The sequence below is a fragment of the Virgibacillus alimentarius genome, from assembly GCF_017874635.1.
Lineage (GTDB): Bacteria > Bacillota > Bacilli > Bacillales > Amphibacillaceae > Virgibacillus_B > Virgibacillus_B alimentarius.
Window position 1 is genome coordinate 1 of sequence record NZ_JAGIKX010000069.1, and the last position, 1,651, is coordinate 1,651.

Genomic DNA, 1,651 nt, shown 5'->3' on the forward strand with positions numbered 1-1,651 from the left:
TAATGTCATGGCATAACCTCCTACAAGATTTATTATAATGACATTATCTCACGCTTTGAATGATGATAGAAGGTGTACATTATTTGACGCTTACTTATAAAATAGACAAGCCTGAAGATATTTTGTCAGACTGTCATCATACACTAATAGATGCATCCGGAGCCAATGGAGATAGCTTCCAACTTTCAATTGTAGATTCAATGATATACGATGATGAAGGGGCTGAATCTTATATAGTTTTACAACTGGTGACAGATGGCTTTGATGAAAGGTATTCTATTACATACTTAAAACCAGAAATGGAATTAAATGACTCCGGATTTTATGATGTAATTCTTGAGGAAAGTTTTGATGATAGTGAGCTACAAAACAGTGAAGGTAATATAATAATAAATCATCTTAAAGGTTTTATAAATTCACAACCAGATATAGATGATGATGATGACATCGAAGAAGACTAAAAGCAAATACTTAATTGGTAAATTTCAGGTACTTGATTTGCAAATGTTAAAGCCATAATATAAATATACATGCAATATTTATATTATGGCTTGCTTTGCACAAAATCTAGTTAGTGGTTAAGGTTATTAATTTTCTATGTTGGAATAATGTCTGGATTAAATAATAGTTTTTTCAATTCAAATAAAAACTCTAAATCCTTTGCTACATCCCAATTTGAATATAGAACTACACCAAAGTTTTTAGTAAACATAACATTCATTGGAAGTTCTTCGTTTTCCAAATCCCATTCAACTGTTATTGCAGATAGCTTTCCTATTTCATTATAATGGTTAAAAATCTCATCTAAATTAACTCTTTCACCGTACAATCCTACAGCGTTTACCTTGCCTTGGATATTATTAAACCATGAACTTACTATCTGTGTGTTTCTTAATTGCTTTAATAGTTCTTTAAAATTCAATTCTTTTTGTTTAGGTTTAAATTTATCAGGGTAATACTGAATTAATCTACGCTGTATACCAATGACATTCATTTTTGAAGTGTTCATTATTAATATGTTATCATTTTCATTAAAATAACAATCAAAAGGTTTATCGCCACCAACAATGCTTTGATGTAAATACTCTGGATCTCCAGCCATTCTTCTTGGAGTTTTATCAAGTGTCTCGTGTAACGCCTGTAGTCTCATCCATCCACTATAATAATTATCGTCAATAATTTTCAAAGTACTAACTGGATCAGCATCGTTTTTTGTTTCCTGAAATGTCATCTGTTGTAGTGTTGAAAAGCCCTCTGAAGGGATTTCTATATGCTCCATTTCTACAAAATAGTATGTCTTACTCAATAATCTACCCCCCTGAAAGAAACAAATGCTTATGAATTAGACGATCCAAACTATAAAGATTTTTTGTACTAAAGGATAATTTCTTTCTAGATACAGTAACAACGCTTTCGTCATTTATCCCCTTCATACTTGGTGCTTCAATAAAACTACAATTGAAAGAAAGATTAGATATATTTTTTCTATCAAGTCCCCTTAAATAAAGGCCTAAGTATGGATGCTGTTTCTTAAAATAGACATCAAATGTAAATGTTTGGAATGTCAACACTCAACTGAACAAATTTTTAAAGGTGTTTCAACTTGTATTCAGCTGGTGTTAAATAATCTAGCGATCCGTGAATTCGAATA

2 protein-coding genes are annotated in these 1,651 nt (G+C 30.8%); one reads left to right on the forward strand and one right to left on the reverse strand.

Features of this window, described 5'->3' with window-relative positions; translation table 11 throughout:
- The first annotated feature begins 83 nt into the window (after window positions 1-83).
- Window positions 84-461 carry a hypothetical protein gene (locus J2Z81_RS15625; protein ID WP_226371753.1) on the forward strand — a complete coding sequence of 126 codons (378 nt, stop codon included), beginning with the start codon at window positions 84-86 and terminating at the stop codon, window positions 459-461.
- A 134-nt stretch (window positions 462-595) separates the two neighbouring features.
- On the opposite strand, the gene J2Z81_RS15630 is transcribed toward J2Z81_RS15625, so the two are convergent.
- Window positions 596-1,306: a hypothetical protein gene (locus J2Z81_RS15630; protein ID WP_226371754.1), complete on the reverse strand. Its 711-nt coding sequence runs from the start codon at window positions 1,304-1,306 to the stop codon at window positions 596-598.
- Window positions 1,307-1,651: the final 345 nt, after the last annotated feature.